Raw genomic sequence first — 24,954 nt, 5'->3', positions numbered from 1 at the left:
ATAAGTGTCATTAAGCGTTTAATTAACATCTTTTACAACATTAGTGTTTAATTAATGATTCACCAGTCATATCTTCTGGTTGTTCAACATTTAATAAATCTAATAATGTTGGTGCTAAGTCACCTAGACGTCCAGTTTCACGTAATGTAACGCCTTCTTTTGTTACTATTACTGGTACTGGATTTGTCGTATGCGTAGTCATTGGTTGGTCATCATCAGTTAATACTTGATCTGAGTTACCATGGTCAGCAGTTATGATTGCATAGCCGTCCATTTCTAAGATCTTATCAACTACTTCACCTAAACATTCATCAACCGCTTCAATCGCTTTGATTGTAGGTTCAAGCATACCACTATGACCGACCATATCTGGGTTAGCAAAGTTTAAAATAATTAAGTCCAAGTCACCTTTGTTTAACTCTTCTAATAATGCATCTTTAACTTCGTAAGCACTCATTTCTGGTTTCAAGTCATATGTTGCAACTTTAGGTGAATCGATTAAACGACGACGTTCACCTTCAAATTCCTCATTACGTCCACCACTCATAAAGTATGTTACGTGAGGATATTTTTCAGTTTCAGCAATACGTAATTGTGTCAAATTATTATTTTGAGCAATTTCACCAATTGTATTATTTAAATCGACTTTTTCGAAAACAATTGCTGCATCGATATTGTCGTTATACTTAGTGAACGTTGCGTAGAATAAGTCTTTAACTTGTTCAACTTTAAAACCTTCAAATGCTCTGTTAGCAAAAATTTCCGATAATTGAGCTGCTCTATCAGGACGGAAATTATAGAAGATTACTGCATCTCCATCATTAACACCGTTATTTTGATCTTCAACGATGAATGGTACTACGAATTCGTCTGTTAAACCTTCATTATAACTTGCTTCTACACCTTCTTTTGCAGTTGCAAATGTTGGCGCGTCAAAGTTACGAATTGCATTGTAAGCTTTTTCTTCACGTTCCCAACGTTTGTCACGGTCCATCGCGTAATAACGACCAGACACAGATGCAAATTGACCAATTCCTAATTCTTTGAATTTAGCTTCAGTCTCTTCGATATATTTTAAGGCAGATTTTTGATCTACGTCACGACCATCTAAAAATGCGTGTACGTAAACTTTTTCAACACCTTGTTTTTTAGCAAGTTCTAACAAAGCGAATAAATGTTTGTAATGACTGTGTACTCCACCGTCAGACAATAAACCAAAAATATGAAGTGCAGAGTCATGTGATTTCACATGTGCAATCGCATTATTTAAAACATCATTTTCAAAGAAGTCACCGTCTTCAATTGATTTATTGATTCGAGTTAAACTTTGATAAACGATACGTCCTGCACCGATATTCATATGACCTACTTCAGAGTTACCCATTTGTCCTTCAGGAAGCCCAACATCTAAGCCACTCGCTTCGATTTGAGTTGTTGGATATTTATTGTAATAACGATCAAAATTAGGTTTATTCGCTAATTTAACCGCATTACCATGTTCGCTTTCGCGGTTCGCAAAACCATCTAAAATAATTAACGCAGTTGGTTTCTTAGCCATGATTATTTTGCACCTTCTAACAATTGTACGAAATCTTCAACTTTAAGTGACGCGCCACCTACTAATGCACCATCGATATCAGTTTGTGCCATATATTCTTTAATGTTGTTAGGTTTTACACTACCACCATATTGAATACGTGTAGCTTCTGATACTTCTTTGCTTGATAGGTCAGCAATTGTTTGACGTACAAATGCACACATTTCATTTGCATCTTCAGATGTTGATGATTTACCAGTTCCAATTGCCCAGATTGGCTCATAAGCAATAACAGTTGCTTTAAGTTGATCTTCAGATAAACCTGCAACAGCTTTCTTAACTTGTTCACCTACAACATCGTTAGCTTTGCCACTTTCACGTTCTTCGTCTGTTTCACCAACACAAATAATTGGAGTCATACCATGTTTGAAAATCGCATGCGCTTTTTTGTTAATTTCTTCATCTGTTTCATGGAATAATTCACGACGTTCAGAATGTCCGATAACAACGTACTTCACGCCTAAATCAGCTAATGCAACAGGTGATGTTTCTCCTGTAAATGCACCATTATCTTCGAAATACGTATTTTGAGCACCGATTTCTAAACCTTGTGCTTTTCCTTCTTTAACTGCAGTAGTTAATGCATCTAATTGAATTGCTGGTGCACAAATTACTGATTCAACTTCTTTTGAATCTGGTAATGTTGGCAATGCATTAACGAAGTCTTTAGCTTCTTTTACAGTTTTGTTCATTTTCCAGTTACCAGCTATAATTGGTGTTCTCATTAAAGACACTCCTTATTTTGTAAATATTTTTAGAAAAGTGATGAAACATGTTGCCGTCTTATGACAGTTTTCCCGTAACAAAGTTAAACAAACATGTCACATCACCTTGTAACTATCATTTTATTATTTATCGTTAATTGCTTTAATACCTGGTAATTCTTTACCTTCTAGGTATTCTAATGACGCACCGCCACCAGTTGAAATATGTGTAAAGTCATTTTCAAATCCTAAAGAAATCGCTGCTGCTGCTGAATCACCGCCACCGATGATTGTAATAGCATCTTTAAGGTTAGCAATTGCTTTACATACGCCAATTGTACCTTGAGCGAAATTACTAAATTCAAATACACCCATTGGTCCATTCCATACAACTGTATGTGCGCCTTCTAATTCATCAGCAAATAATTTAACTGTATTTGGTCCAATATCCATTCCTTCTTGATCCGCAGGAATTGAATCAGATGGTACTACAGTGATTTTTGCATCATTAGAAAATTCTTTAGCAACTTTAGTGTCTACTGGTAATACAATTTTATCACCATGTTTTTCTAATAAATCTTTAGCGAAGTCGATCTTATCTTCTTCTAATAATGAAATACCAATTTCTTTACCTTGTGCTTTTAGGAAAGTATAAGCCATGCCACCACCAATAATAATTTTATCAGCGATGTTAACTAAGTTTTTGATGACATTAATTTTGTCTGATACTTTTGCTCCACCTAAAATTGCAATAACAGGTTTTTGTGGATCGTTAACTACACCACCGATAAATTTAATTTCTTTATCCATTAAGAAACCAGCTGCAGTTTCTAGGTGTGTAGATATACCTACATTAGATGCATGTTCACGATGCGCAGTACCAAATGCATCATTTACAAAAACGTCACCTAAAGAAGCCCAGTACTTACCTAGTTCTGGATCATTTTTAGATTCTTTTTTGCCATCTAAATCTTCATAACGTGTATTTTCAACTAATAATACATCGCCTTCTTTAAGATCTTTAATAGCTGATTCAAGTTTTTCACCACGAGTTTCAGGTACAAAAACAACTTCTTTATCTAATTTTTTTGATAAATCTTCAGCTACTGGACGTAAAGTTAATTTAGCTTTATCACTTTCTTCTTTCACTTTACCTAAATGTGAAAATAGAACTACTTTACCACCTTGTTCAATAATATATTGAATTGTAGGTAAAGCTTGAACAATACGGTTATCATTAGTAATTTCACCGTCTTTTAAAGGTACGTTAAAGTCAGCACGTACTAAGACTGTTTTGCCTTTAAGATCTAAATCAGAAACAATTTTTTTAGCCATGGTGTTTCCTCCTTGTAATTAGGAAATTTTATATAAAAATAAGCGGAGAAGCGTTTGTGCTCCCCGCTTACTCATAAGCTTTATTTAATGCCAAATAATTCTGAGCACTAGCGTATTTGAATAAAAACTATACTAAAATTATTTAGAAAGTTCAGCTAAGTATGCTAATGTACGAACTAATTGTGCAGTATATGACATTTCGTTATCATACCAAGCTGCAACTTTAACTAATTGACGGTCGCCTACTGACATTACACGAGTTTGTGTAGCATCGAATAATGAACCGTAAGTCATACCAACTACGTCTGAAGAAACGATTTCGTCTTCAGTGTAACCGAATGATTCGTTAGAAGCGTTTTTCATTGCTTCGTTAACTTGGTCAACTGTTACGTCTTGTTTTTCTAATACTACTGTTAATTCAGTTAATGAACCTGTAGCTACAGGAACACGTTGTGCACCACCATCTAATTTACCATCGATTTCTGGAATTACTTTACCGATAGCTTTTGCAGCACCTGTTGAGTTAGGGATGATGTTTTCTGCTGCTGCACGAGCACGACGTTTGTCACCTTTTCTGTGAGGTGCGTCTTGTGTATTTTGATCACCTGTGTAAGCGTGGATTGTAGTCATTAAACCTTCAACTAAACCAAAGTCATCGTTTAAAACTTTAGCAACTGGTGCTAATGAGTTTGTAGTACATGAAGCACCTGAAACAACTGTTTCAGAACCATCTAACTCTTGGTGGTTAGTGTTGAATACGATTGTTTTTAAGTCACCAGTAGCTGGTGCTGAGATTAATACTTTTTTAGCTCCTGCTTCGATATGAGCTTGTGCTTTATCTTTATCAGTGTAGAAACCAGTACATTCTAATACTACATCGATGTTTAAGTCTTTCCAAGGTAATTTGCTTGCATCTGGTTCACTGAATGATTTAACTTCTTTACCATTTACGCGGAAACCACCATCAACTACCTCAACTTCACCTGTGAAACGACCTTGCATAGTGTCATATTTTAATAAATGCGCTAACATATCGTCATCTGTTAAGTCGTTTACTGCTACAACTTCAAGACCTTCTACTTCTTGAATTCTTCTGAATGCTAAACGACCAATTCTACCAAAACCATTAATTGCTACTTTTACTGCCATTATAATGGCCTCCTTTAAAATGATATTTAAAAAGTATTAAACTTTTTATCTCTTATTCAAGTATTATTTTCGCTGCTGCTTCATCAGTGATTAACACTGTATTCTTTGGGGCAATTGTTAAGTAAGCTTTAATTGCTTCGCCTTTCGATTTGCCACCTGCAACTGCAAAAATAAAGTCTTTTGATTCAAGGTCTTCTAATTGAAGTCCGATAGTTTTAACTTTATGAACTATTTGACCTTGTGTATCAAAATAATAACCAAATGCCTCTCCGACAGCTTGATGATGTTGAAGTTGATCAATGACCTTTTCAGGTGATTGTCGTCGATGCGCCATCTTCAGCGCATCACCAATGCCGTGTATAATAACGTTTGCTTGTTTAATTTTGTCTAGAGTGTTTATGACTGATGGCTCTAATAGCAACGTGTTATATGTTGTTTCACTGACGTTGTCAGGTACATACATCGTCGTATAATAACCTCCAGCTTGTTGTGCCATACTTGCTGCAATGGTGTTTGCTTGAAAAACAACATTTTCACCTAATCCACCTCTAGCTGGAACAAAGAACACATTATATGGTAATAAATGTATTGCTTCACTTACACAAGCCATTGTAGATCCACCTGTTACTGCAACAATTGCATCTTCTTGTAATATGCCTTCAAGTAATTGTCCAGCTTGCCTACCTAATTCTGTTTTAACAGCTTGGTTGTTATCAGCATCTCCAGGAACAACATGTACTTCTTTAATTTGAAATTTCTCTTTAATACCTTCAGATAAACGATTATCATCTGCATAAATATCAAAGTAACCTTTCAATTGTGAAATAAGCTGTTCACCTTCTGCTGTAATTTCCATGCCAGTAGGCTTTACTTTTATCAAATCTTGTTTCTTAAGCATATCAGTTTCAGATCGCAGCACACGCTCAGTCATATCCAAATGTTCGCTTAAACTTCGACGTCCGACAGGCTGATTTTTCGAGATAGTAGTAAGAATAGAAAAACGTTTATACATTTTATCTATAAGATCTGGTATAAGCTTTTGCTGTACTTGCAATAAGTCTTTCACTACTACCTCCTCCTTATAGTTTTAATGTAAATAAGGATCAATTACAACCAGTGGTTGCCTTTTTAAGTCCCACCTGGGACAAAAATTAACCTCTTTACACTTGCAATAGTACTATTCTATTTCGAAAATTGCAAGCATAAAACTTAAATTTTCTAAATAATTTGATAAAGCGTTTGCAATATAAAATTCTATAGTGAGTAAAAATACATCTTAGTTTATCCACTGTAATGAATTGTATACCCTTAAATAGTTCTATTAATCATTTAATATCATGCTACTTATATAAGCATTCCGGTATATTATACTTTATCGCCTAATTATTGCTAATGACAATCACGCTATTAATGTTTGGTTCTCTTCCTCAGTTAAAAAATAAAAAAACCAATATTCAAGGCAACTAAATTTAATTAGCTGTCCATCATATTGGTTAATTACAAAGCTATATTGTAAAATTTACTGTTTGTCATTAGCATTATTTTGTTTATTTGCTGATGATTGATTATTTTGTTGTGTTGATGATTGTGGCTTGGATTGTTGGTTCGATTGATTGTTTTTATTTGGATTTGTTGTTGGTTGCTGTGGTTTTGGTTGTGTTTGTTGTTTATTATCATCCGTCTTATTTTTGTTATCGTCTGCTTTATCTTGAGTTGATTTATCTTTATCATCATTAGAATCATCTTTTGATTCTTTATCGTCGTCTTTTTCTTCTTTAGCTGGGTTTTGTTTCGTTGGCGCTTGCTGCTGAGGCTGCACATTTTGATATTGATTTTGTTGGGGTACTTGCTGATATTGATTTGGTTGTGAATCTAATTCATTTTGTTCTCTTTCCTCTTGCTCTTTTTTCTTCTTCTCTTTTTCTGCATTTTCTTTTTGACGCTTTTCTTTTTGTTCTTGCTTTTGTTCATTTAACATACGTTCTTTTGCTTTATTTGAATGATCTACAAATGCAAATATAGCAAATACTAAACCTCCAAGTAATAATAATACCGTTACGATACTTACTACTTTTGCTGTAGTGCTCATTTTCTTCTTATTGCCATCTTCACTATTATTGTAGTCGTAATTTCGATTCGACATACTCTCCCTCACTTCAAACTATTTTAAATATAAAAAATATTACTCACTTACTGCTACGTTTGCAATTAATTTGCCTATTTATTTTGATAAAGTTCCAAATAATATAAACTATTACCTTTCAGCGTTTCGTTGTGCCATAGTCAAAAAATACTTTTTTACTATTTTCATAACTGCAAATTGAATTCAATTATACAAAGAAATAGTAGTCTTATATATCTTAACATTTAATAACTGAATGAAACATATTTAGCCTATTTCTAAAAAAATAAACATTTAATCATTCAATAGCGGTCATCAAAAATTATTCAACGCCACGTTAGTACTTTCAATACTTAAAACAAGGTTTTTAAATATTAAAATGTATCCACTTATTTGATATTGTTAAATTTTAAAATTTTTAATCCAATGAATTGCTTTAACTTAATGTATAATGGGAATATGTATTATATAAAAAAATGACCCGCACGTTACTCGCACGGGTCCACTACTAAAGGGAGTCAAATTTTTACCTTCGTTTGTATCATGCAGCGTTTTACACATACTTTTAAGAGATGTTTATTCGTTATCGAAGGTACACCTTTATTATAACTTATATGATTTTTATTAAAATACAATTCAAAAAAAGTTATTGACATATTATTGTCTAAATAATGTATAACCTTTGAACAACAATAATTATTATCAAATACTGACTTATTTTAAATTACATGGGGTGAAGGATAATGAAGCAATACTTAATTACTGGCGGAACTGGTATGGTGGGTTCTCACTTAGTTGATGCAATAAAGAAAACAGATTCTCATATTACACTTCTTACGCGACACGACCAAATCTCTAACGACTCCAAAATATCATATGTAAACTGGGCCAAGTCTAGTTGGGAAAATAAAGTGCCTCAAAATATTGATGTCGTTATAAATCTTGCAGGGGCAACTTTGAATAAACGATGGACGCCTGAATATAAACAAACTTTAATGTTAAGTCGAATTCAATCTACACAAGCACTATTCGAATTATTTAAATCACGAAACAAAGGACCTAAGGTATTATTTAATGCGAGTGCCACAGGTTACTATCCACCTGATTTATTTATGAGTTACACTGAAGTTTATAAAACGTTACCCTTTGATTTCTTATCCGATATTGTGTATCAATGGGAACGTTTTGCAAAACAATTTGAGCAACTAGGCACACGCGTTGTTATAGGACGCTTTGGCATCATATTGTCAAATGACGGTGGCGCTCTTCAAACTATGAAATTACCTTATGAATATTACGTAGGTGGTAAATTAGGCAATGGTAGACAATGGTATTCTTGGATTCATATTGATGATCTAATTGAAGCTATTTTATTTTTAATCAATAATGACGCAGCATTTGGACCTTTTAACTTAACTGCACCTATTCCTGAAAGACAGAATTTATTTGGCTATACATTGGCTAGAGCTATGCATAAACCTCATGAAACATGGGCACCTACTCTTGCAATGCGTTTAATTCTCGGCCAGATGTCAACGGTTGTTTTAGACACTCAAAAAGTCCTACCAAATAAAATACAAGCGTTAGGATTCAAATTTAAATATAATAATTTAAAAATAGCACTTGAAAATTTAATTAATGAATAGCTAGAAATGTCAGCTGACCGTCAATCTTATTCATACTAAAAAATTAAGTCTAGGAGATTATTTAATAACTTCCTAGACTTTTTAGTTTGAATGTATTAGAAATTGAAGTAATTTCGAGTGTACATCTATATGTTATTTTCATTAATGTGATAAAGGTCAATTGAACCGTAAAAAACGTTCAACTGACCTTTTAATTTTAAATATATGACTGATATTTTGGTTCCCAAATTACTTTTTCAATGGCCTCTTCAATATCATTGATTGGTTCTGCATTTAATCCTTGATCAACGACACTTTGAGCAACAGCTTTTGCGATAGCATGAGAACATTGATGTATTTTTTCAACTGGAGGCAATACAGCAGCTCCAGGTTCTTCTGGATTAACCATTCCTCCAAGAGCATGACTCGCTTCTGAAAGAATGCGTTGATTTACTTTTGTCGCTTTAGAAGCAATAAGACCTAACCCCAAACCAGGATACATTAATGCATTATTAGCTTGACCGATGCTATAACTTACCCCATTATAATCAATGTCTTTATAAGGAATTCCTGTTCCAATTAATGCTTTACCGTTTGTCCATTTCAACAAATCTTGTGCCGTTGCTTCTGCTAGTTTTGTTGGGTTAGATAAAGGGAAAATCATTGGACGTTCCTCATATTTCAACATTGCTTTAACTACGTCTTCTGTAAACGCACCTGCTTGTGTTGATGTACCGATTAATACTGTTGGTTCAACCTGTTCGACTACTTCATGTAAATCTTTCCAATTTACTGAGTTTGAAAATTTATCTCTATTTTTAGCGAAATCTTTTTGTGCATCAGTTAAGTCATTCATATCATCAAATAATAAGCCTTGCTTATCCATAATATAGAAACGTTGATGTGCTTCCGCTTCTGTGGCACCTTGTTTAATCATTTCATTTTTTAAAATATTAGTAATACCCATACCAGCTGTGCCGCCACCATAAACTAAAAACTTCTGTTTCGTAAAGTCTTTCTTAGTAATGTTTAATGCACCTAATACACCAGCTAATACAACAATTCCTGTTCCTTGAATGTCATCATTAAATGTTGGTAGCACATTCTCATATTTATCTAATATATTTTTAGCATGACCTCTTCCAAAATCTTCCCAATGTAATAATGCATTTGGATATTCCTTACGTACTGCACTTACAAATTTATCTACAAAATCATAATACGTTTCATCGTCTACACGTTTATGACGATTACCTAAATAAAGTTCATCATTTAGTAATTTTTCGTTATTTGTACCGACATCTAAAGAAACTGGCAAAACTTGAGATGGATTAATCCCTGCTGCCGCGGTATAGACCATTAATTTTCCAATTGCGATGTCTACACCATCAACACCCCAATCTCCGATACCTAAAATACCTTCAGCATCTGTCACAACGATTAAACGAATATCTCTACCATTTGCCACGTTTTTTAATTCTTGTTCAATATTGTTTGGTCGATCTACTGATAAAAATGCTGCATCTTGAGGTCTACTGAAATTTTCATTATATTGTTCAATTGATTGTGCTATAACAGGATCATAAATAATTGGCATAAATTCAACTAAATGCTCAGATGTTAGTTTATAAAACAATGTACGATTACGATTGAAAATTGCCATTAAAAACAATCGTTTCTCAAAATCAGTTTGTTTTGCTTTAAATTGCTCATAGCATTGTTCAGTTTGTTCTTCTAATGTACGTACATTAGCCGGAAGCAAACCTTCTAAACCTAATTGTTTTCTTTCTTCATTAGTAAAAGCAGTTCCTTTGTTTAAAAATGGATTATTTAATAATTCAATGCCTTTCATGAAATCACCCTTTTGTCTTTATTTTAGATTGTGAAAATATGTGCTCAACTTTATTGAACATATATTTATATGTTTTACCCATGTTTTTTCAAAATCAGTCAATAGATTAAGCTCAATTTATCGAGATTTAATAATGAAAAATAAAAAGTAGGCCATTCAGCCTACTTCTAGTAATTAATTATTTTGTTTCTGGTATCATAACTTCATCAATTAAGCCATATTCTTTAGCTTCTTCTGCAGTTAAGAAGTTATCACGATCTGTGTCTTTTTGAATTTTTTCAATACTTTGACCAGTACGTTCTGATAAAATGCGGTTTAATTTTTCACGTGTTTTTAAAATATGATTTGCAGCAATTTCGATTTCAGTTGCTTGCCCTTGTGCTCCACCTAATGGTTGGTGAATCATTACTTCAGCATTTGGTAATGCAAAACGTTTACCTTTTGCACCTGCTGCTAATAAGAATGAACCCATAGATGCAGCCATACCAATACAAATTGTTTGTACATCTGGTTTAATGTGTTGGATTGTATCATAAATTGCAAAACCAGCTGTTACACTTCCACCCGGTGAATTAATGTATAAATAAATATCTTTCTCTGAATCTTGTGCTTGTAAAAATAATAACTGTGATACGATTGAATTTGCTACGTTGTCATCAATTTGTGAACCTAACATAATGATACGGTCTTTTAATAAACGTGAGTATATATCATATGCACGTTCACCGCGATTTGTTGTTTCAATAACTGTAGGAATTAAATTCATCTATATTTCCTCCTTGTAATAACTGTTACTCATTATTTTACATATTAAGTCAAATTTGGTCAAACACTTTGATTTTAAATTAACACTTTGTTTGACGCTTTTATCTTTCCTTTGTAAACTGATATTATCTATTTTAGATTGTACTTATTTTGCTTCTTATAGTACAGAAATATGATTATCATTTTTACTCCTTGTAGTGTAATGGATAACACGTAAGATTCCGGTTCTTAAGATAGGGGTTCAATTCCCTTCAAGGAGGCATTTTAATAAAATACAATACTTTTCAATACAAAGAATCCTGCATTGTCGGGATTCTTTTTCTTTAGATTTGGGTTTTGCGAGTCACACAGGGACTTTTCAGGAACTCAACATAAGTATACAAAATTTAGCAACGTTTGATTATTTAATTTTCTCCATATTCATTAAGTGTTTAAAAACATCAAAAGGTATTTTTGATAGTTTGCTACCAAAAATACCTATTTTACTTATAATTCTATTTGATCGCCATTTCTAATTTTATCAGCTAAATCGTTTAATTTTCTTAGTCTGTGATTCACGCCAGACTTTGAAATCGGCCCCGTAGACACCATTTCTCCAAGTTCTTTCAATGATATCTCTTGATGTTCAACTCTAAGCCTAGCAATCTCTCTAAGTCTGTCTGGCAAATTTTCAATGCCGATTTCTTTATCAATTAATTGAATACTTTCAACTTGCTTCATAGCCGCACTAACCGTTTTATTTAAATTTGCCGTTTCGCAATTAACAAGTCGGTTAACAGAATTACGCATATCTCTAACAATACGCACATCTTCAAATTTTAGTAAGGCTTGATAGCCTCCAATTAAACTAAGGAAGTCCGAAATTTTTTCAGCTTCTTTTAAATACGTTATACTACCCTTTTTTCGCTCTAAATGTTTTGCATTTAGTTCATAACTATTCATTAGTTTCGTTAAACCTTCAGCGTGACTTTCATTTTGGGAATAAATTTCCAAATGATATGATGAAGTTTCAGGGTTATTAACTGAGCCACCCGCTAAAAAAGCCCCGCGCAAATAGCTACGTCTCATTTCATCATCTTGTATCATTGATTGATCAATTTCATGCGTAAAAACGCCATTTTTTAAAATGCCTAACTCATCAAGAATCTCTTTCGCTTTCATTTTTGTACGACAAATATAAATGTTATTCTTTTTAAGTTTCATCTTTTTACGAACTAAAATTTCAACTTCAACATTGAAGACTCGTTTGATTAAAGAATAAATTCGTCTTGCTGTCGTAGCGTTTTCAGTTTGTACATTGATGACAAATTGTTGATTTGAAAGACTAAGCGCACCATTCATTCGAATTAATGCACTGAGCTCTGCTTTTGCATTCATTTCATCGACGTCTATTCTCGTTAATTCATTTTTCATTTCTGATGCAAAGCTCATCGTACAGTCATTCCTTTCTAATTTATAACATGATTCTTATACAAACCATCGTCATTGTTCATTTAATAAACACAGCCCTATTATCATATCATAATATGTACACGTTCAATATTATTTACGTTTATCACGTGGCACGAAAGGAATAGTACTTATTAATTCTAAAGCTATGTCATAAATCATTGTCGATAAAACTTTAGTATTATGCCTTACTAAATGATCATCTGAAATTTCAACTAAATTTGAAGAAGTTTTCACATTAATATTTTGATTTTCAAGTTCTAGTTTATCTACTACTACTGGTTCAGAATGTTTTTCATCATATTTTTTCAACACTTGATTATTAAATGTTTGCGTGCTACATATGACATAATCAATAAATGGTTGTCCAGCTTGTCTATGAATGGCATCAATATGGTCTTTGACACTATAACCATCAGTTTCTCCAGGTTGTGTCATGACATTTGAAACATATAGTTTAGGTGCATCAGAATGAATTAACGCATCTGATATACCATTGACACACAGGTTAGAAATCACACTTGTATATAAAGATCCTGGCCCTAAAACGATTAAATCTGCTTCTCTTAAAGCATCTATTGCTTCTTCCATAGGTTGCACGTCACTAGGTTCTAAAAATACACGTTCTATTTTTTTATGTTTTTTTGGAATATTCGTTTCACCATATACAATTTCGCCATCCTCCATGACAGCATTTAATTGTACACTTGTATTAGTTGAAGGTATAACTCTACCTTTTATATTCAAAATTTTACTTAGCGCTTTAATCGCATGACCAAAATCATTCGTAATATTTGTCATGCCAGCAATTAAAAGATTACCTAATGAATGCCCGCTAATTTGGTTTTCTTCAAAACGATACTGGAAAAGTTGGCTTAGTACGGACTCAGAATCACTTAAAGCTGCGATTACATTCCTGATGTCTCCTGGTGCTGGTATATCCATTTCGTCCCTAATTTTACCTGTACTTCCGCCATTATCAGCAACCGTTACAATTGCTGTAATATCAATTGGGAATTCCCTCAATCCCCTAGCCATGACCGATAAGCCAGTGCCACCACCTATAAGTACAACTTTGATTTGTCTCATTTTTTCTCGCCACTTTCAATATGTGCGTCTCTATGATGCACATAAACATTATATTCGAATACTTCATTTAAATAATTACCAAGTCGTTCAGCTAATGCTACTGATCGGTGCTGTCCACCCGTACAACCAATGGCAATTACTAACTGAGATTTTCCTTCTTTTTTATACCCAGGTATCATAAAATCTAACAAATCAGTTAATTTTTCAAAGAAAATCTCTGTTTCTTTCCATTTCATCACATAATTATATACGTCTTCATCTAATCCTGTTAATGGTCTTAAATCTACAACATAATATGGATTTGGTAAAAATCTAACATCAAACACTAAATCAGCATCCATTTGTATTCCATGTTTAAAGCCAAAACTCGTAACATTAATTGTGAATGTTTCAAACTCTTCGTCTTCATAATATCGACGAATACGCTCTTTTAATTCTTTAGGAGATAATTTTGTCGTATCTATAACAAAGTTAGCAATACTTCTAATTTGTGATAAATGCTCCCTTTCGTCATTTATAGCATCGATTAATGATCGTTTACCTTGTTCCATTAACGGATGCGCACGACGTGTTTCTTTATATCTTGAAATTAATTTTTCAGTATTTGCTTCTAAAAACATGACATCTACAATAACGTCACTTTCACTTTTGATTCTATCAACTACTGCAACAAGTGAATTGAACAATTCCTTACCTCTTAAATCAATTGCAATTGCAACTTTTCTTAATGAAGGATTGCCTTGTTCCATTAATTCTACAAATTTAGGTAATAATACTGGTGGTAAGTTATCTACACAAAAGTACCCCATATCCTCTAAACTTTGTATGACTAACGATTTCCCTGCTCCAGATAGACCTGTTACAACTAATAATTCACTTTTACTTTTTTCTTTTTCATTGTTATCCATAATTATTCACCGCCAAAACGTATTTCTTGATGTTAATTTTAATTGTCTATGAGAAATTTAAGCAAAGATATGTTTTTATTTTAACTATACATAGATTAATTTTTAAAAAATATACATCATTTACAAGTTGTGGATTGTTAAGCTTATCCACATGTTAAGTTATAACTTTAATATAACATAGAAAAAAACTAGAACTCATTGAAACGCATATTTAATACGTACAAAGTTCTAGTTTTCGATAAAATATTTGTGTAACTAAAACACAATATCACTTTCTAATTAAATTAAATCCTTATGCTTGATCATTTAAATGTTCAATATATTCAGCTGCACTTTGCGCTGCAATACTTCCGTCACCAGTTGCAGTAACAATTTGACGTAAACCTTTATCACGAACATCTCCTGCTGCAAATATACCTGGTACAGATGTTGTCATATCGTCTTTTGTAACAATATAGCCTACATCGTTTGTAATACCTAAGTCTTTGAATGGTGTTGTTAATGGTTTCATACCAATATAAATGAATATACCATCTGCGTCATGTGTTTCTTCTGAGCCATCTTTTGTAGATACTAAAGTAACTGATCCAACTTTACCATCTTTTTCATTAATTGATTTAAGTGTATGGCTCCAAATAAAATCTATTTTATCGTTTTTGAAGGCTCTATCTTGTAAAATACGTTGTGCACGTAACTCATCACGACGGTGTACAATTGTAACTTTATCAGCAAATTTAGTAAGGAATGTACCTTCCTCAACTGCTGAGTCACCACCACCAATAACGAATAAGCGTTTGTTTTTAAAGAATGCACCATCACATACTGCACAATAACTTACACCACGTCCTCCAAGTTCTTGCTCACCTGGTACACCGATTTTTTTATATTCTGCACCTGTAGCAATAATGACTGCTTTAGCGGTTAATTCTTTATTACCAAAATTAATGACTTTGTAGTCACCTTTGTCTTCTACAGATTTAATATCACCATATTGATAAACCGCACCAAACTTTTTAGCATGTTCAAACATTTTTGTAGATAAATCTGGACCTGTAATCATTTCAAAGCCAGGGAAGTTTTCCACTTCTTCTGTATTGGCCATTTGACCACCTGGAATACCTCTTTCAATCATAACTGTTTTTAAATTTGCACGTGATGCGTACACTGCTGCTGTCATACCAGCTGGACCTGCACCGATAATTGCTATGTCAAAATCTACTTCAGTCATTTTAACAACGCCTCCTCATTATTAATCATTATGCGCATTATATAATAAATCTAACTTTTCATAAATCTATATGCTCAAGAGAAATTCTATCATTTTATTCAGTTTATATTGTGTTATATCTAGCCATGTTGCGATTTGCTTTTTAGTTATATTTTGCGGTTCATTTTTAAAATATAAATATAGAAACGCACCAATATATGGCTCTACATCAGTTAAATCTACTTTTTCTGCAATAATCAGCTCGGCTTGATTAATCCATGCAACCATCAAATCATTATTATTTGAAAATAACTCATTATGATAAAGTAAGATTAAACCACGATGTATAAAATCCAATTTATTTAATGTTAAACCTTGAACTAAATACGTCAAATATAACTTTTCATAGTTATTAAGATTTTCCAGTACCTGCCAAATACTTTCGGTCATGACAATTTCTCGACCATTTAATTCGTTTAATAAGAAAATCCCGTACAAACGATAGTGGCTATCATCACTTACTAACATCGGTAATATTTTATGTTCAAATACCTCTTTACTATGTTCAATTACCCAAGGTGCATGTCCAACTTCTACTTTAGAAATTTGCGTCAATCGTTCCCAAAAATAATGACTTTCTTCTTTATCACCTAAATAATAATAATTGTATGCTAACGCGTTAAACATTTGTATGGATAAAAATTTGCCCTTTTTATATAACGGATACAGCAACTGTTGTGATGCACGATACTGCTTTAAATAACTTAATACAATTCCTAATTTAAAACTTTCATCATCATTCATCGGAGCAACTTTGTTTAGTATCTTTAAGTATTTTTGGTATTGTTCATTTTCTTTAGTATTATAAAGCAACAGTGTGTAATGACATAAAGCATAAATATCAGTACTATCTTCATTTAAAAGTGCTTCATATAGTGTTTTTGCTGTGTCATATTCGCCAAGATATAAATAACACATCGCCAATAAATTGCGAACGACACGATGATCTTGAACTTGTTGTGGTTGATGTAGAACATAATTTTTGGCATCCTTCAAACGCCCTTGCGAAAAAAGATATTGGAACAATATTTGTACTGCAAATAATTGGGCTTCAAGCTCAATTTGCTCCTCATTTTCATACTTCACATCAAACATTTGCTCTAATTCATCTCTGTATTCTTGATCATCGCTAACAAATACATAATTAATACCAAACAAGAATGCCTTGTTTGGTTCATTAAGTTCAATGTTAAGCTGACTCAATTCATAATAGCTATCTTCTAAATGCCTATTATAAATAATATTGTCGTAAAATAAATGTTCTGCTTTTTTAGCAATACCAAGTTGCACAAGACACTGTGCATAATCAATTTGAATTTCCAGATCATCAGGTGACAATTCTAACACTTTTTCAAAATATTCAGCAGCTCGTTTATATTCTCTTTGCTTAAATTTTTGACTAGCCATTTTTCGATAAAAAGCATCATCAAAAGTCATCGAAATTACTTTATTGTTCCGTTGCGTCATGCAATTGTCACCTCCTAATCATTTTTTATATACATAGGGTTGCCATATGCCATTACGTTATCTGGTACATCCTTTGATACTACTGTACCCGCTGCAATTTTAACGTGATTTCCAATCTTTACTCCAGGTAAAATTGTTGAATTTGCACCTATTAAAGTATTTGATCCAATAAATACAGGGCCATATCTAAACTCTTCAACTAAGGCTTCATGCGTTAATATCGTTACATTATATCCGATTACACTATTACTGCCAATTGTAATTAATTCTGGGTAAAATATATCCATCATTACTTTATATGCTATTGACGTTTGTTTACCGATCTTCATATTTAAAAAACGATGATACACATACCTTTTTAATGACATACTTGGAATAAATTTTGCAATTTCTATAATGATTGTATTTTTCAATACCTTCGGAAATTTAACAAGTCGATAAACATGCCACAAAGGATTTACATGATGATACGTTTTAGACAAAAATTTTCTCAAAATATCACTACTTCACTTTTTTTGTAGGCCATGTAAGTGGTCCTACACTACTATAAATAGGCGGATTATATTTTACTCTTCTGTACACAATCAAGCTAATACTTACCAAGATTAAAATGATTGATACAACTTGTGCAATTCTTATATTACTAGTTAACATCAAACTATCAGTACGTAAACCTTCAATAAAGAATCTTCCAATTGAATACCATGTTAGATATAAAAAGAATGTCTCACCTAGTTTTAAATGTTTTCGAATATTTACTAGGATGATAAATCCAGCCACATCCCAAATCGATTCATATAAAAATGTTGGATGGTAATATTGACCATTAATATACATATTTTCAATTATAAAATTGGGCAAATGTAATTGTTCTAAAAATGCACGTGATACAGGACCGCCATGTGCCTCATGATTCATAAAATTACCCCAACGTCCAATACCTTGCGCTAAAATTATGCTCGGTGCAACAATGTCACCTATTTGGAATGGATTTAAATTTTTAATTTTACATACAATGACACCAGCAATAAAGCCACCAATTAAGCCGCCATGAATTGCTATACCACCATGCCAAATTTTAATAATTTCACCAGGATTTTCCGCGTAATATGGCCATTGGAAAATGACAAAATATATTCGTGCGACAATAAATCCAAATAAAGCACTGTAAAAAATGATATCTACTAATGTATCTTTATGTAATCCTGCTTTAACAAGTGCTCTTTGTGCAACAAAGTAGCCAAGTAATATACCAATAGCAATAATAATGCCATACCATCGTACACTAAGTGGTCCTAAGTTGAACGCCACAGGATCTATATAGTTAAATACAACATTCATTCAACCTACTCCTCACTCTTATGACTGTTCTTGATAATTTCTTCATTCAAACGTTCGCTAAATTCTTCTGCAGTATTAATACCCATAATATTTAATCGATAATTCATTGCTGCAACTTCGATAATAACTGCTACGTTTCTACCAGGTCTAACTGGAATTGTTTTCTTCGTAATTTCAGTATCTAGAATACTTAATGTTTCCTCATTCAATCCTACGCGATCATATAACTTTTGTTTATTCCAGTTTTCCAAATTAATATTTAATCTAATTCGCTTCTCCGTTAAAATAGAGCCCGCACCAAATAAAGTCATAACATTAATAATACCTAACCCACGGATTTCTAATAAATGTTCGATTAACTTTGGTGGTTTCCCGATTAATTCATCTTTATTAATTTGACGGATTTCTACATTGTCATCGGCAACTAATCTGTGACCGCGTTTCACTAATTCTAATGCAGTCTCACTTTTACCAATTCCAGAATCACCAGTAATTAAAACTCCCACACCATATACATCTACTAAAACACCATGTAAAGATGTTGTTTTCGCTAATGCATGCTCTAAAAATGTTGTTAAACGACTCATTAAACTTGTTGTCGCATCTTTAGCAATTATTAAAGGTGTATTTAATTCTTTTGCAGCTTCTACAAGTTCTTCTGGCGGTTGCAAACCACGAGTGACAATAATTGCCGGTGTTTCCGGTCTACAAAGTTTACGCATACGTCCTGCTCGGTCTTTATCCGGCAATAAATTATAAAATGATAATTCGGTAGTTCCTAATAGTTGTATTCTATCTGAAGCATAATGTGAAAAATAGCCTGCCATTTCTAAGCCTGGTCTTGATATATCTGCATTTTTAATTGGCTTTGACAAACCTTCTTCACCAGCGATTAAATCTAACTTTAACGTTTCAACTAGTTTTTCTGTCGTTAACATGGGTTCACCTCAATTATATTTATCCCTTCTCTTACATCTCCTATTATCATATCAAAAATATGACAACAATCTACATTGAAAAGCTAAAATAAATATTAATTGTTCATTATTATTAATGTTTTGCAAGTCACTATTAATACCATTCATTTATTCTTAAATTCATTGCATCATAAAATGACTAAGAAATTAGAAGCATTGCCTTCTGTTATATTGAATATTAATAACAAATTCATTACTTATTTATAGTTAGCTAGTCTATTTTTGACCCTATATTAACATACTTCATTTCAACAATCTTAAATAATGATGTTCGTATATCACAATATAAAAAGAAGTGAAAGATCTCCAAATAACATCTTCCACTTCTTTTATTATTATTTATTTTCAGTATATTGTTTATCTCGTTCAAGTACTTCTTTTAAATATTTACCTGTATATGATGCTTCTGTTTGTGCAATATCCTCTGGCGTACCTGTTGCTACAATCGTACCGCCACCATTTCCACCTTCAGGTCCTAAATCAATAATATAATCAGCAGTTTTAATCACATCTAAATTATGCTCAATTATAACTACAGTATCACCATTTTCAACTAATCGATTCAATACCTTTAATAACCTACTAATGTCATCAACATGTAATCCAGTCGTTGGTTCATCTAAAATGTAAATTGATCGTCCAGTAGAACGTTTATGCAATTCTGAAGCAAGTTTTACACGCTGTGCTTCACCACCAGATAATGTTGTAGCTTGTTGACCTAACGTTACATAGCCTAGTCCAACATCCACAAGCGTTTGAAGCTTACGATTAATCTTAGGTATATTTTCAAAAAATTGCGTTGCTTCTTCCACAGTCATTTCCAAAATGTCTGCGATATTTTTACCCTTATATGTTACTTCTAACGTTTCGCGGTTGTATCGTTTACCATCACATACTTCACATGGCACATATACGTCAGGTAGAAAATGCATTTCAATTTTAATAATACCGTCGCCTTTACAAGCTTCACAACGCCCACCTTTTACGTTAAAACTAAAACGTCCTTTTTGATAACCACGAATTTTAGCTTCATTCGTTTGCGCAAATACATCGCGTATATCATCAAATACACCTGTATACGTTGCCGGATTAGAACGTGGCGTTCTACCGATTGGAGATTGGTCAATATCGATAATTTTATCTAATTGATCAATACCTTCAATTTTGTCGTATAATCCCGGTTTAACTTTTGATTTATTAATTTTTTGTGCTAATGATTTGTATAATACTTCATTCACTAAAGAACTTTTACCAGATCCTGATACACCAGTTACTACTGTCATGATTGATAATGGTATGTCTACATCCACACCTTTAAGATTATTACTTCTTGCACCACGAATCGAAATTTTACGATCTGAAGCAGGTCTACGGTATTCTGGAACTTCAATTCGTTTTTTCCCACTTAAATATTGACCTGTTAAAGACTTTTTATCTTTCATTACTTTCTGAGGCGTACCACTAGAAACAATTTGACCACCATGTTCACCGGCACCAGGGCCAATATCAACCAAATAATCAGCTGCCCTCATCGTATCATCGTCATGTTCTACTACGATTAAAGTATTTCCTAAATCTCTCATTTCTTTGAGAGTATTTATTAATCGATCATTATCTCTCTGATGAAGACCAATTGAAGGTTCATCCAATACATATAATACACCTGTTAATCGGGATCCTATTTGTGTTGCCAATCGAATACGTTGTGCTTCACCACCCGATAACGTTCCAGAAGATCTATTTAACGTTAAATATTCCAATCCTACATTATTTAAAAATGTTAATCGAGAAATAATTTCTTTTAGTATTTGATTAGCAATCGCTTGATCTTGTTCTGACAAATTAATGTTTTCATAATAGTTTAATGCTTGACTAATTGAATACTCAACAACTTCTCCAATGTTTAATCCACCTACATACACCGATAAAGCCTCCCGACTTAATCGTTGCCCGTGACAAGTTTCACATGGTAATTCTGTCATATATTTACTCATCATTTCACGTGTATATTCTGATGGAGATTCATGGAATCGACGACTAATATTTGGAACAACGCCTTCAAATACCATCGTTCTTTTTCTAGTCCCACCTTGACGTTGAGTAAACGTAAACTCTATTTCTTTTTCACCTGAACCATATAATAAAATATCACGTTGTCGCTCTGTTAACTTTTTAAATGGCTTATCCATATTAATTTTATATACTTCACAAACACGCTTTAATAAAGTTGGATAAAAATCAGAACTTGTAGGTATCCATGGTTCAATGGCACCTTCATTTAATGTTTTATCTTTATCTGGTACCACTAAATCAACATCTACTGTTAACTTTTGGCCTAAACCATCACAGGTCGGACATGCACCAAATGGGCTATTAAAACTAAACATTCTTGGTTCTAATTCTCCTATTGAAAAGCCACAAATTGGGCATGCATGGTTTTCGGAAAATTTTAAGTCTTCACCATCGATAACATCAACAGTTAATTGACCTTCAGCAAGTTCAAGTGCTGTTTCAATAGAGTCAGCCAGTCGTGTTTCAATGCCCTCTTTTACAACTAAACGATCGACAACAACCTCAATTGTGTGATTTTTATTTTTATCTAATGCTGGCACTTCATTTACATCAACAATATCTCCGTCAATTCTTAGACGTACATATCCTTTTTTGCCGATATCTTCTATTAGCTTTTCATGACTACCTTTACGATGAGAGATGACAGGTGCTAATAATTGAATCTTTGTACGTGTATGTAAATCCATTATACGGTCAACCATTTGTTGTACCGTTTGAGATTCAATTTCTATATTGTGATTTGGACAATATGGCTTACCTACACGTGCATATAACAGACGAATATAATCATATATTTCTGTTACCGTAGCTACAGTAGATCTTGGGTTCTTACTCGTTGTTTTTTGATCTATTGAAATTGCTGGTGATAATCCTTCAATCGTATCAACATCAGGTTTATCCATTTGACCTAAAAATTGACGCGCATAGGCACTTAATGATTCAACGTAACGACGTTGACCTTCAGCATAGATTGTATCAAATGCTAATGAAGATTTACCTGACCCTGACAAACCAGTCATTACTATTAATTTATTTTTGGGTAATTCAATATCAATGTCTTTCAAGTTATGCGCACGAGCACCTTTTACTACTATAGATGGTTCTTTCATTTACTTGTCACCCTTCTGCTTTTAATTCAAATAACATATCTCTTAATTCTGTAGCTCTCTCGAAATCTAAATCCTTCGCTGCTTGTTTCATTTCTTTTTCTATATTTTCGATAGTTTTTTGTCGTTCTTTTTTTGTCATTTTCTTAGGTATTACAGTTTGTTCTTTATCATTATTTTCATCATTTTCAACAGTTGCACTAATTAAATCATGAATCTTTTTATTGATGGTTTTAGGCGTAATGCCATGTTTTTCATTATGCTTCATTTGAATATCACGACGACGTTGCGTTTCATCAATTGCATATTTCATCGAATCCGTCATTTTATCAGCATACATTATGACTTCACCTTTTTCATTACGTGCAGCTCTACCAATTGTTTGAATTAATGATCTATTTGAACGCAAAAAGCCTTCTTTATCTGCATCTAAAATCACAACTAAAGAGACCTCTGGTATATCAATACCCTCTCTCAATAAATTAATACCTACAATGACATCATACGTACCCATACGTAAATCTCTAATTATTTCAATTCGCTCTAATGTCTTAATTTCCGAATGCAAGTAGTTAACTTTAATACCTGCCTCTTTCATATATGTTGTCAAATCTTCACTCATTTTTTTAGTAAGCGTTGTTACTAAAACTCTTTCATTTCGTTCAACTCTTGCTTGTATTTCACTTATTAAGTCATCGATTTGATTTTCAGTAGGTCTAACTTCAATTTTAGGATCTAGTAAACCTGTTGGACGAATAATTTGTTCAACCATTTTATCTGTATGTTCTATTTCATAAGGTCCTGGTGTTGCCGAAACATATACTAACTGTTTCGTCTTTTCTTCAAATTCTTCAAATTTAAGTGGTCTATTGTCCAAAGCACTAGGCAACCTGAAACCATGGTCTACAAGTACTTGTTTACGTGCTCTGTCTCCATTATACATACCTCTAACTTGAGGTAATGTCACATGTGATTCGTCAATCATTACTAACCAGTCATCCCCAAAATAATCTAATAATGTATAAGGTGTTGAACCTAGTGGACGTAATGTTAAATGTACGGAATAATTTTCAATTCCTGAACAGAATCCCATTTCTCTCATCATTTCTAAATCATAATTAGTTCTTTGCTCTAGGCGCTGTGCTTCTAATAATTTATTTTCATCACGCAATTCCTTTAATCGTTCTTCTAATTCTTTTTCAATACGTTCTATTGCAACTTTCATTTTTTCTTCACGCGTTACGAAGTGAGACGCTGGGAAGATCGCAAAATGCTCTCGTTCCTTTAAAACTTCCCCTGTTAAATAGTTAACTTCTCTTATTCGATCTATTTCATCTCCAAAAAATTCAACCCTAATGCACAACTCTTCTTTTGAAGCTGGGAATATTTCTACAACATCACCACGAACTCGAAAAGTACCACGTTGGAAGTCGATATCGTTACGTGTATATTGAACATCTACAAGTTTTCTAAGTAACTCACTTCTATCCATTTCCATACCAACACGGACACTTACTACTAAATCTTTATATTCTTCAGGATTACCTAAACCATATATACAACTTACACTTGCAATAATTATTACATCATCACGCTCAAACAATGCACTTGTAGCTGAGTGACGTAATTGATCTATTTCATCATTTATGGATGCATCTTTTTCAATGAATGTATCTGTAGATGGAACATATGCTTCAGGTTGATAATAATCATAATAGCTCACGAAGTATTCTACTCTGTTTTCTGGGAAAAATTCTTTGAATTCACTATATAATTGACCTGCTAATGTTTTATTATGTGCGATGATTAAAGTCGGTTTACCAACTTCTTTAATTACATTACTCATAGTAAATGTTTTACCAGTACCAGTAGCACCTAATAGTGTCTGATGCCTCTTACCTTCTTGAATACCTTGTACAATTTCTTTAATTGCTTGTGGTTGGTCACCTTGAGGCTCAAATTCAGAATGTATTTTAAAAGGATAATGTTCAACCATTGTTGCATACGCCTCCTATTTATCGTGTTATTTATATACCCGTTCAAATTTGCTCGTTCTTACATCATATTTTATCAAAACAAATGCTAAAAAAGCAAACATTTGTTCGTAATATTTTAATGCAAAGAAAAA

19 protein-coding genes are annotated in these 24,954 nt (G+C 32.9%); 1 reads left to right on the top strand and 18 read right to left on the bottom strand.

Going from position 1 to position 24,954, the window contains the following annotated elements; genetic code table 11:
• Window positions 1-40: 40 nt before the first annotated feature.
• From gpmI to ML436_03940, 6 genes are all read right to left on the bottom strand, one after another.
• Window positions 41-1,558 carry a 2,3-bisphosphoglycerate-independent phosphoglycerate mutase gene (gene gpmI, locus ML436_03965; protein ID UMT78898.1) on the bottom strand — a complete coding sequence of 506 codons (1,518 nt, stop codon included), beginning with the start codon at window positions 1,556-1,558 and terminating at the stop codon, window positions 41-43.
• A 2-nt stretch (window positions 1,559-1,560) separates the two neighbouring features.
• Window positions 1,561-2,322, bottom strand: a complete 762-nt coding sequence (tpiA, locus tag ML436_03960; GenBank protein ID UMT78897.1) for a triose-phosphate isomerase — start codon at window positions 2,320-2,322, stop codon at window positions 1,561-1,563.
• 123 nt (window positions 2,323-2,445) lie between these two features.
• Entirely contained in the window at window positions 2,446-3,636 is a 1,191-nt protein-coding gene (locus ML436_03955; protein ID UMT78896.1) for a phosphoglycerate kinase, read from the bottom strand.
• Window positions 3,637-3,774: 138 nt separating this feature from the next.
• A complete protein-coding gene (gene gap, locus ML436_03950) occupies window positions 3,775-4,785 on the bottom strand; it encodes a type I glyceraldehyde-3-phosphate dehydrogenase (GenBank protein ID UMT78895.1) in 1,011 nt (336 codons plus the stop codon).
• 52 nt (window positions 4,786-4,837) lie between these two features.
• On the bottom strand, window positions 4,838-5,851 hold the full coding sequence (locus tag ML436_03945; protein ID UMT78894.1) for a sugar-binding transcriptional regulator: 1,014 nt from the start codon (window positions 5,849-5,851) through the stop codon (window positions 4,838-4,840).
• Between the two features lie 453 nt (window positions 5,852-6,304).
• Window positions 6,305-6,928, bottom strand: coding sequence for a DUF4887 domain-containing protein (locus ML436_03940; protein UMT78893.1), 624 nt, complete (start codon window positions 6,926-6,928; stop codon window positions 6,305-6,307).
• Window positions 6,929-7,650: 722 nt separating this feature from the next.
• Here ML436_03940 and ML436_03935 point away from each other — a divergent pair.
• Window positions 7,651-8,553: a TIGR01777 family oxidoreductase gene (locus ML436_03935; GenBank protein ID UMT78892.1), complete on the top strand. Its 903-nt coding sequence runs from the start codon at window positions 7,651-7,653 to the stop codon at window positions 8,551-8,553.
• A gap of 196 nt (window positions 8,554-8,749) precedes the next feature.
• Here ML436_03935 and ML436_03930 read toward each other — a convergent pair whose 3' ends face one another.
• From ML436_03930 to uvrB, 12 genes are all read right to left on the bottom strand, one after another.
• Window positions 8,750-10,384: an NAD-dependent malic enzyme gene (locus ML436_03930; protein ID UMT78891.1), complete on the bottom strand. Its 1,635-nt coding sequence runs from the start codon at window positions 10,382-10,384 to the stop codon at window positions 8,750-8,752.
• Between the two features lie 178 nt (window positions 10,385-10,562).
• A complete protein-coding gene (clpP, locus tag ML436_03925) occupies window positions 10,563-11,150 on the bottom strand; it encodes an ATP-dependent Clp endopeptidase proteolytic subunit ClpP (GenBank protein UMT78890.1) in 588 nt (195 codons plus the stop codon).
• A 485-nt stretch (window positions 11,151-11,635) separates the two neighbouring features.
• The gene (gene whiA / locus ML436_03920; protein UMT78889.1) at window positions 11,636-12,580 is read right to left on the bottom strand and encodes a DNA-binding protein WhiA; all 945 of its coding nucleotides are present in this window, start codon (window positions 12,578-12,580) and stop codon (window positions 11,636-11,638) included.
• A 111-nt stretch (window positions 12,581-12,691) separates the two neighbouring features.
• Entirely contained in the window at window positions 12,692-13,687 is a 996-nt protein-coding gene (locus tag ML436_03915; protein ID UMT78888.1) for a YvcK family protein, read from the bottom strand.
• Window positions 13,684-14,595 (bottom strand): RNase adapter RapZ, encoded by a 912-nt coding sequence (gene rapZ, locus ML436_03910; protein UMT78887.1) that lies wholly within the window; start codon window positions 14,593-14,595, stop codon window positions 13,684-13,686. Before rapZ ends, ML436_03915 begins: the two co-directional genes overlap by 4 nt.
• A gap of 292 nt (window positions 14,596-14,887) precedes the next feature.
• On the bottom strand, window positions 14,888-15,823 hold the full coding sequence (gene trxB / locus ML436_03905) for a thioredoxin-disulfide reductase (protein ID UMT78886.1): 936 nt from the start codon (window positions 15,821-15,823) through the stop codon (window positions 14,888-14,890).
• A 66-nt stretch (window positions 15,824-15,889) separates the two neighbouring features.
• Window positions 15,890-17,329, bottom strand: a complete 1,440-nt coding sequence (locus ML436_03900) for a tetratricopeptide repeat protein (protein UMT78885.1) — start codon at window positions 17,327-17,329, stop codon at window positions 15,890-15,892.
• Between the two features lie 14 nt (window positions 17,330-17,343).
• Window positions 17,344-17,823, bottom strand: a complete 480-nt coding sequence (locus tag ML436_03895; GenBank protein UMT78884.1) for an acyltransferase — start codon at window positions 17,821-17,823, stop codon at window positions 17,344-17,346.
• A 7-nt stretch (window positions 17,824-17,830) separates the two neighbouring features.
• Window positions 17,831-18,670 carry a prolipoprotein diacylglyceryl transferase gene (gene lgt, locus ML436_03890; protein UMT78883.1) on the bottom strand — a complete coding sequence of 280 codons (840 nt, stop codon included), beginning with the start codon at window positions 18,668-18,670 and terminating at the stop codon, window positions 17,831-17,833.
• A 5-nt stretch (window positions 18,671-18,675) separates the two neighbouring features.
• Complete coding sequence (gene hprK, locus ML436_03885; GenBank protein ID UMT78882.1) at window positions 18,676-19,608, bottom strand: HPr(Ser) kinase/phosphatase; 933 nt, start codon at window positions 19,606-19,608, stop codon at window positions 18,676-18,678.
• 374 nt (window positions 19,609-19,982) lie between these two features.
• Window positions 19,983-22,829 carry an excinuclease ABC subunit UvrA gene (gene uvrA / locus ML436_03880; GenBank protein ID UMT78881.1) on the bottom strand — a complete coding sequence of 949 codons (2,847 nt, stop codon included), beginning with the start codon at window positions 22,827-22,829 and terminating at the stop codon, window positions 19,983-19,985.
• A gap of 7 nt (window positions 22,830-22,836) precedes the next feature.
• A complete protein-coding gene (gene uvrB / locus ML436_03875; protein ID UMT78880.1) occupies window positions 22,837-24,822 on the bottom strand; it encodes an excinuclease ABC subunit UvrB in 1,986 nt (661 codons plus the stop codon).
• Window positions 24,823-24,954 lie beyond the last annotated feature (132 nt).

The sequence above is a fragment of the Staphylococcus roterodami genome, from assembly GCA_022493055.1.
GTDB lineage: Bacteria > Bacillota > Bacilli > Staphylococcales > Staphylococcaceae > Staphylococcus > Staphylococcus singaporensis.
Note: the sequence above shows the minus strand (reverse complement) of the source record. Positions and strands in the feature narration are given on the sequence as shown.